This is a genomic window from Micromonospora sp. CNZ322 (assembly GCF_007827755.1).
Genome location: NZ_VITD01000003.1, coordinates 415,786 through 424,605 on the forward strand (window position 1 = coordinate 415,786; position 8,820 = coordinate 424,605).

Annotated in this window: 3 protein-coding genes and 1 pseudogene; 1 reads left to right on the top strand and 3 read right to left on the bottom strand. The window is 70.4% G+C overall.

The window, feature by feature from the left end:
• Nucleotides 1-147: 147 nt before the first annotated feature.
• Nucleotides 148-2,112 (bottom strand): penicillin-binding transpeptidase domain-containing protein, encoded by a 1,965-nt coding sequence (locus tag FB453_RS10545; RefSeq protein WP_145789483.1) that lies wholly within the window; start codon nt 2,110-2,112, stop codon nt 148-150.
• A gap of 289 nt (nt 2,113-2,401) precedes the next feature.
• Here FB453_RS10545 and FB453_RS10550 point away from each other — a divergent pair, with 289 nt between their 5' ends.
• On the top strand, nt 2,402-7,483 hold the full coding sequence (locus FB453_RS10550) for an NAD-glutamate dehydrogenase (RefSeq protein WP_145789485.1): 5,082 nt from the start codon (nt 2,402-2,404) through the stop codon (nt 7,481-7,483).
• A 73-nt stretch (nt 7,484-7,556) separates the two neighbouring features.
• Here FB453_RS10550 and FB453_RS10555 read toward each other — a convergent pair whose 3' ends face one another.
• Together FB453_RS10555 and FB453_RS34150 are read right to left on the bottom strand one after the other, a co-directional pair.
• Entirely contained in the window at nt 7,557-8,252 is a 696-nt protein-coding gene (locus FB453_RS10555; RefSeq protein ID WP_145789487.1) for a class F sortase, read from the bottom strand.
• Between the two features lies 1 nt (nt 8,253).
• Nucleotides 8,254-8,820, bottom strand: a pseudogene (locus tag FB453_RS34150) (hypothetical protein); the annotation flags it as partial.

The window sequence follows — 8,820 nt, forward strand, 5'->3', positions numbered from 1 at the left end:
GAGTGGCTCGGACACCGTCGTTTCAGCGAAACCGAGTGGATCAAGGCCGGGCGCCGCGCGTTGGCCCCGGGGCGATGGCCGGACGCCCGGTGGTGCCCCGGACAGCCCAGGGCCCGCGGGCGCCCGGCAAAGCCCCGGGTGGTGGGGTCAGGGGGTTGGGAGGGCTCGGAGGAAGCGCTCGGCGATCGGGACGGCCGAGGCGGTGCTGGCCCCGCCCTTCTCCACGAAGACGGCGAACGCCACGTCGCCCCGCCAGCCGACGAACCAGGCGTGGGTGTGCGCCGGGTTGTCGTCGTACTCGGCGGTGCCGGTCTTGCCGTACACCTCGCCCGGCACATCCTTGAGCGCGCTGCCGGTGCCGGCGGTGACCACCTCGCGCATCATCGTGCGCAGCGCCTTGACGGACTCCGGCTTGAGCTGCTCGCCTGCCGGGGCCGGCTTGGCCGGCGCCGGGTCGATCAGCAGCTTCGGCTGTTCGAAGCGGCCCCTGGCGACGGCGGCGGTGGCGCCGGCCATGGCGAGCGGGCTGACCAGCGTGGTGCCCTGCCCGAACGACGCGGCGGCCTGCTCGGCCAGGCTGCCGCCCGTCGAGACCTTGCCAGTGAAGGCGTCCGTGCCGAGGTCCCACTGACCCTCCAGGCCCAGCGAGCGACCGGCGGCTGCCAGCCCGTCGCCGCCGAGCTTTGGGGCCAGCGCGGCGAACGCCGTGTTGCAGGACTTGGCGAAGTCGGTGCGGAACGGCACCGAGCCGAGCTCGAAGTTGTCCGAGTTCTTGAAGGACCGGCCGTCCACGGTGAAGATCTTCTTGCAGTCCACCGGCCCGTCCAGCGTCACCGCACCCCGGTCCAGCAGGCCCAGCGTGCTCACCATCTTGAACGTGGAGCCCGGAGGCACCTGGGCGTCGAAGGCCAGATTCTCCCCGGCCGGACCGGGGCCGTTCGCTGCGGCGAGCACGGCGCCGTCGCTGATCCGGATCGCCACCAGGGCGGACCGGCGCGGCTCGGCGCGCAGTGCCCCGTCGGCCGCGTTCTGAACGGCGACGTCCAGCGTCGTCTTCAGCGCCTGCCCGGGCTGCGGCTCCCGGCGGAACAGCTCGGCGCCGGTGGGTTCGAGTTTGCCGCCCTCGGCCGGACGCTCGACCACCACGGTCAGCCCGGGCCCGCCGCGCAGTCGTTCGTCGTAGCGGCCCTGTAGCCCGCCGTGCCCCACCAGATCGCCGACGACGTACCGGTCGGGGTGCGCGGCGAGGTCGTCGGCCTGCGCCTGGTCGACAGTGCCGAGCAGCGCACGGGCGAACTCGCGGGTGGGCGCCAGGTCGATCTTGTCGGAGATGAACTTGGTGCCGGGCAGGTCGTAGATCCGGGGCTTGATCTGCCGGTACGCCTCCTCGCGGAGCGACACCACCTCGACGAATGCGCCCGGCTCGGCCTTGGCCACCCGGTCGGGCAGGTCGGCCAGGTCGACGCCGGGGACCAGCGCCGGGCGGATGGCCTTGAACGCTGCGTCGAGGTCCTTGACGAGCTTCTTGAGGTCGGTGACCCCGTTGGGCTGCACACCCACCCGGACCACCGGGCGCGGGGTCACCAGCGGCTTTCCGGCGTTGTCCAGCACGGCGGCGCGGGCACCGGGGTCGCGCCGCAGCGCCAACCGATCGCCCTTGGTGAGCTGCTCGTGCACCACCGTCGGCTCCCAGATCACCTGCCACTGGTCGTCGTCGCCGTGGGCGAGCCGCACCTCCCGGTCGTACGCCCAACGGGTCTGACCGGGCAGGGCCCACTCCACCTGGACGGTCGTGGTGGCGATGTCCTTCGTGATCTTCGGCTCGCCGCGACGCGTCAGCTTGGGCGGGGTGGACGCCAGCTCACCGGAGAGGTCCTTGATCTCGCGCGCCACGTCGGCCGACGGCAGTTTCGAGCCGAGCGGGTCGATCAGACCGACCGCCTGGAGGTCACCGCTGCGCCAGCCCGCGAGGAAGGCGTCGACGGTGCGCTGCGGCCCGTCGTCACCGGAACAACCGACCAGGACACCCGCCGCGAGCAGCGCCGTGGTGACGGCGGCGGCGAGCCGGCGGGCGGGGTTCGGCCGGTGGGGCCGGGGGTACGACAAGGGCATGAAGCTGGTCCTTCCGATCTCGGACTGCCCTCGCACGGTAGTACGGGAACGCCGTCCCCAACGTCCCCCAGGCGCTCGGCCGCGCTCAAAGACGGGCCGAGCCCGTGTGATGAACATCGCGTGGCGGGGTATCCCGCAGCCGGCCAACCTCGGACCCGCAACGGGTGAAAGGACAAAGTCCCGATCCGGACGTCTGGCCAGTGGTCCGCCGACGAAGGCGCAGAGCGGCAGGGCCTAGGCTGGGCGGCAGAGTGACCCACAACGCGGTGGGTCGAGGGGAGTGGCACCGATGGACCGGCGTCCGGCGATCAAACCGGAACCCGACCTCCGGCAGGATGACTCCGGCCGGGACGATGACAGCTTCGATTCGGCGACCGACGGGGACGGCTACGGCCGACTCGACACGGGAGTCACCGGGCTGACCGGGTCGAGCATCGACACCATCTACGATCTGGGTCTGCCAGCCGAGGCGCTGGCCGACGACGTGGAGGACGCCGAGCTCGACGAACCCGTCCCCAACGCGGAGCGCCTGGTGGCCCAGGCCGTCGCGCTCGCGGGGGACGACCACGACGCGGCGACACTTGTCGGCCGTTTCTGGCGGTTCGCACCGGACGAGGAGCTGGTCGGCTTCACGGCGGAAGAGATGCTCGACGCGGCCCGGGCACACCGGGATCTCGCCCAGCAGCGGGTGCCGGGCGAGTTGAAGCTGCGAATCCACGAACCGCACGCGGACCAGCACCACACGGTCGTCGAGATTGTCACTGACGACATGCCGTTCCTGGTCGACTCGGTGACGGCGCTGCTCAACTCGTACCACCTCGACGTGCACCTGCTGGTGCACCCGCTGGTGGTGGTGCGGCGGGAGCCGCTGGGTCGGCTCACCGAGGTCTCCGCGGATGTGGAACCGGACGACGCGATCGCCGGCGACATCATCGAGAGCTGGATGCGGATCGAGATCGACCCGGTCCGGGACGCGGCCGAACGGGACCGGTTGCGCCGTGAGTTGCAGCGGGTGCTCACCGACGTGCGGGAGGCGGTGGAGGACTGGCCGAAGATGCGTCAGCGTGCCCTCGCGCTCGCCGACGAGCTGGCGTCCGCCCGTACCTCCGACAACCGCCCACCGGTGCCGGAAAAGGACATCACCGACTCGGTGGAGCTGCTGCGGTGGCTCGCCCAGGACCACTTCACCTTCCTCGGTTACCGCGAGTACCGGTTGGTGGACGCCGACGGCGGCGACGCCGCCGACCCGGTCGACGGCAAGGCGTTGGAGGCGGTGCTCGGCACCGGTCTGGGCATTCTGCGCTCCGATTCGCCGGACGCGCGGTCGCTGGCCTCGATGACACCCGAGGCGCACGAGAAGGTGCTGGAGAAGCGCCTGCTGATCATCACCAAGGCCAACTCGCGTGCCACCGTGCACCGCTCGGCGTACCTGGACTACATCGGCTTCAAGATCTTCAACTCCGACGGTGACGTGATTGGTGAGCGTCGCTTCCTGGGCCTGTTCTCGACCGCCGCCTACCGGACCAGCGTCCGCGAGCTGCCGGTGGTACGCCGCAAGGTGGCCGAGGTGCTGGACCGCTCCGGCCTGAGCCAGCGCAGCCACTCGGGCAAGGATCTGATCCAGATCCTGGAGACCTACCCGCGCGACGAGCTGTTCCAGATCAAGACCGACGACCTGTACCACGCGGTGGTCGGCGTGCTGCGGATGGCCGGCCGCCGGCAGCTGCGGGTCTTCCTGCGGCGGGACGCGTACGGGCGGTTCATCTCCTGCCTGATCTACCTGCCCCGGGACCGGTTCACCACCCAGAACCGGCTGCGCATGCAGGACATCCTGCTGCGTGAGCTGAACGGTGTCGGGGTGGACTACACCACCCGGGTCACCGAGTCGATGCTGGCTCGGGTGCACTTCATCGTCCGTACCGACCCGACGCGGCCACCCGGCGACATCGACGCCGACCTGCTCGCCGAGGAGTTGGCCGACGCCACCCGGCTCTGGGACGACGACTACCGGTTGGTGCTGGAGCGCAAGCTCGGCGACGAGCAGGCCAAGCACCTGTTCACCCGGTACGCCGACGCGTTCCCGGAGGGCTACAAGGACGGGCACACGCCGTACGAGGCGATGAAGGACCTGGCGAAGCTGGAGCTGCTGGAGGAGCCCGGCCAGCTGGAGATGCACCTGTTCCGCAAGCAGTTGGCGCCCCGGCCGGGCACCCGGGTACCGGGAGGCGACCTGGCCGAGGCGATGGACGTCCGGTTCAAGGTCTACCGGTACGGCGAGCCGATGATGCTCTCCGCCGTGCTGCCGGTGCTGCACTCGCTCGGCGTACGGGTGGTTGACGAGCACCCGTACGAGGTGGACCGGATCGACGGTCGGGTCTACCTGTACGACTTCGGCCTCATGCTGCCCGAGGGGCATCACGAGCTGGCCGAGGTGCGCCCGCACGTGGAGAACGCCTTCGCGGCTGCCTGGCGCGGCGAGGCCGAGGTGGACCGGTTCAACGAGCTGGTGCTGCGCGGCGGGCTGACCTGGCGGCAGGTGGTGGTGCTGCGGGCGTACGCGAAGTACCTGCGGCAGGCCGGCACGGTCTTCTCACAGGACTACATGGAGCAGACCTTCATCGCGTACCCGAAGCTCGCCGGGTTGCTGGTGGAGCTCTTCGAGACCCGGTTCGCGCCGGGCGAGTTGAGCACCGAGCAGCGGCAGCAGCGCAGCGGTGAGCTGGTGGAGACGATCCGGGGCGCGCTGGACGACGTGGCGAGCCTCGATCAGGACCGGATCCTGCGCTCGTACCTGACGCTGATCGAGGCGACCCTGCGGACCAGCTTCTACCAGAAGCGCGCCGACGGGCGGCCGAAGGCGTACGTGGCGTTCAAGCTCGACCCGCAGGCCATCCCGGACCTGCCCGCGCCGCGACCGAAGTTCGAGATCTTCGTCTACTCGCCGCGCTTCGAGGGTGTGCACCTGCGGTTCGGGCCGGTGGCCCGGGGCGGGTTGCGGTGGTCCGACCGTCGGGAGGACTTTCGTACCGAGGTGCTGGGCCTGGTCAAGGCGCAGATGGTGAAGAACACCGTGATCGTGCCGGTCGGCGCCAAGGGCGGCTTCGTGTTGAAGCAGAAGCCGGGTGACCGGGACGAGGCGGTCGCCTGCTACCAGGAGTTCGTCGGCGCGATGCTGGACGTCACCGACAACATCGTCAGCGGGCAGATCGTGCCACCCGAGGACGTGGTCCGGCACGACGGCGACGATCCGTACCTGGTCGTGGCGGCCGACAAGGGCACCGCGACGTTCTCCGACATCGCCAACGAGATCTCCAAGAACCACAACTTCTGGATGGGCGACGCGTTCGCGTCCGGCGGATCCGCCGGCTACGACCACAAGAAGATGGGCATCACCGCCCGGGGCGCCTGGGAGTCGGTCAAGCGGCACTTCCGTGAGTTGGGCCTGGACACCCAGACCCAGGACTTCACAGTGGTCGGCGTCGGCGACATGTCCGGCGACGTGTTCGGCAACGGAATGCTGCTCTCCGAGCACATCCGGCTGGTGGCCGCCTTCGACCACCGGCACATCTTCCTCGACCCGGAGCCGGACGCCGCCACCTCGTACACGGAGCGTCGACGGCTGTTCGACCTGCCCCGTTCCTCCTGGGAGGACTACAACCCGGAGCTGATCTCGGCAGGTGGCGGCATCTTCCCGCGTACCGCGAAGTCCATCCCGATCACGCCGCAGGTCCGGGCGGCGATCGGCCTAGACGACGACGTCACGCAGTTGTCGCCGCAGGACCTGATGAAGGCCATCGTCACCGCCCCGGTTGACCTGTTCTGGAACGGCGGCATCGGCACCTACGTCAAGGCCTCCACCCAGACCAACGCCGAGGTGGGCGACAAGTCCAACGACGCGATCCGGGTGGACGGGCGCAACCTGCGCTGCCGGGTGGCGGGCGAGGGCGGCAACCTGGGCTGGACCCAGCTCGGCCGGATCGAGTACGCGTTGACCGGTGGCCGGATCTACACGGACTTCATCGACAACGCGGCCGGGGTGGACACCTCCGACCACGAGGTGAACATCAAGATTCTGCTCAACACGGCGGTGGCCGACGGTGAGCTGACCACGGCCGAGCGGGACGAGCTGCTGGCCGGGATGACCGACGAGGTCGCGGAGCTGGTGCTGCGGGACAACTACGACCAGGCTCGGGCGATCAACAACGCCCAGGCCCAGGCCGCCTCGCTGCTGCCGGTGCACCGCCGGATGATCAACGAGTTGGAGCGGTCGGGCGGGTTGGACCGGGCGTTGGAGGCGCTGCCTCCGGACGAGGAGTTGGCGGTCCGCAGCGAGTCCGGGCTGACCGCGCCGGAGTTCGCCGTGCTGCTCGCGTACGTGAAGATCGTCCTGGAGCGGGAGATCCTCACCGAGGGGTTGGCCGACGAGGAGTGGACGACCGACGTCCTGGTTAACTACTTCCCGACGCCGATGCGCGAGCGGTTCGCCGACCGGATGGGCCGGCACCGGCTGCGCCGGGACATCGTCACCACCGTGCTGGTCAACGAGGCGATCAACCGGGGCGGCATCTCGTTCATCTTCCGGGTGGTCGAGGAGACGGCGGCCAGCGCGGCCGACGTGATCCGGGCGTACGTGGTGGTCAGCGAGGTGTTCGGCCTGCGCGACCTGTGGGACGCGGTCGAGGCGCTGGACAACAAGGTCGCGCCGGAGCTGCAGACCAGCGTCTACCTGGACACCCGCCGGCTGCTCGACCGGGCCGTGCGGTGGCTGGTCTCCAACCGGCGTTCGCCGATCGACGTGCCGGCCGAGATCGCCCGGCTGCGCGACGGGGTCACCCGGCTGCTGCCGGGGCTTGAAGAGCTGTTCTACGGCAACGAGCGCCAGGGCCTCGCCGCGCACATGGACTCGATGACCGAGCGTGGGCTACCCCGCGAGCTTGCGGAGCGGGCCACCCGGCTGATGTACAGCTTCGGTCTGATGGACGTGGTGGAGACCGCGAACGCCAGTGGGCGGGACGTCAGCGAGGTGGCCTCGGTCTACTTCGTGCTGTCGGACCTGTTCCGGGTGGACTCGCTGCTGTCGAAGATCTCCCTGCTGCCGCGGGAGGACCGCTGGCAGACGTTGGCCCGGATGGCGCTGCGGTACGACCTGTACGCCGCGCTGGCCGCGCTCACCGCGGAGGTACTCGACTCCACCCCGGGCGACCTGCCGCCGCACGAGCGGGTGCAGCAGTGGGAGCAGTCGAACGCCACCTCGATCCACCGGGCCCGGCGGGCGATGGGTGAGTTCGACGAGTCGCGGGCGGACCTCGCCGCCCTGTCGGTGCTGCTGCGCCAGATCCGCACCCTGGTACGGACCTCCGCGGCCGCCTGAGTCAGGTACACCGGACGCGGTCCGGCCGGTCGGGGTGACCCGACCGGCCGGACCGCGTTTCGTTCGTCGTAGGTCACGCCGCCAGGGTGGCGAAGACGACGATGTTGTCCGGGTAGCTCTTCGCGGCCTGGTCGAACTGACCACCGCAGGTGACCACCCGCAGGCTGGGCCGGTCACTCGGTCCGTACACCAACTCGGTGGGGAAGGCCGTCTTCGGGTACGACTTCACCGAGTCGACAGCGAAGGTGGCCGGCACTCCGTCGGCGCGGCGCACGGTGACGGTGTCGCCGGGGGTGAGAGCGCCGAGGTCGAAGAAGACGGCCGGACCGAGCACCGCCGAGTCCACGTGCCCGACGATGACCGCGTTACCCGTCTCGCCGGGGCTCGCACCAGGCTCGTACCACCCGGCCTGGTCGGCCTTGTCCAGCGGAGGGACCTGGACGGTGCCGTCCGGGTTGGTGCCCAACGACATGATCGTCGCGTCGACGCCGATCCGGGGGATCTCGATGCTGGTCGGTGCTGAACGGGCCAACCCGGCCGCCCCCTGACCGACCGCCTGCCCGTCGAGCGAGGCATCGTCGGCGGTGCTCGCCGGCGCGGTCGCCTCGGGGCCGGCCTGGGCCAGCGGCTGCGGCGGTCGCGGAGTGGGCGTGGTCTTCAGGGAGGCGCCGATCATGCCGGCACCGATCATGGCCATGGTGACGACGACGGCCGTGCCGGCGGCACGCCACGGTTTCCCGTGGCGGCCGCCGGCCGGTGTCGCCGTCACGTCAGACGAGCGAACCATCGGTCCGCCGACGACGCATCAGCACGATCCCGCCCAGCGCGGCAGCGCCGAGCAGGCCCGCCCCGCCGGTGGCCAGACCCCGGTCGGTACCGGTGCTGACGCCGCCGTCACCACCGTCGACACCGCCGTGCGGCAGCACAACGAGCTCGCCCTCGCCGCAGGAGCCCTTGAGCTCGTAGCGACCCGGCTTGGCGTCCTTGTCGACCTTGGCTTCGCCGTAGTAGACGAACTCGCGCTCCTCGTGCCGGCCACGCTCGTCCGAGCCGCGCTCGTCCCGGCCACGCTCGTCCGAGCCGCGCTCGTCCTTGCCGTAACCGTCACGCTCGTCCGAGCCGCGCTCGTCCTTGCCGTAGCCGCCGCGCTCGTCCGAGCCGTACTCGGAGCCGTGCTCGTCCTTGGACTCCCAGCCCTTGTCCGAGCCGTACTCGGAGTCGTGCTCGTCCTTGCCGTAGCTGCCGCGCTCGTCCGAGCCGTACTCGGAGCCGTGCTCGTCCTTGGACTCCCAGCCCTTGTCCGAGCCGTACTCGGAGTCGTGCTCGTCCTTGCCGTA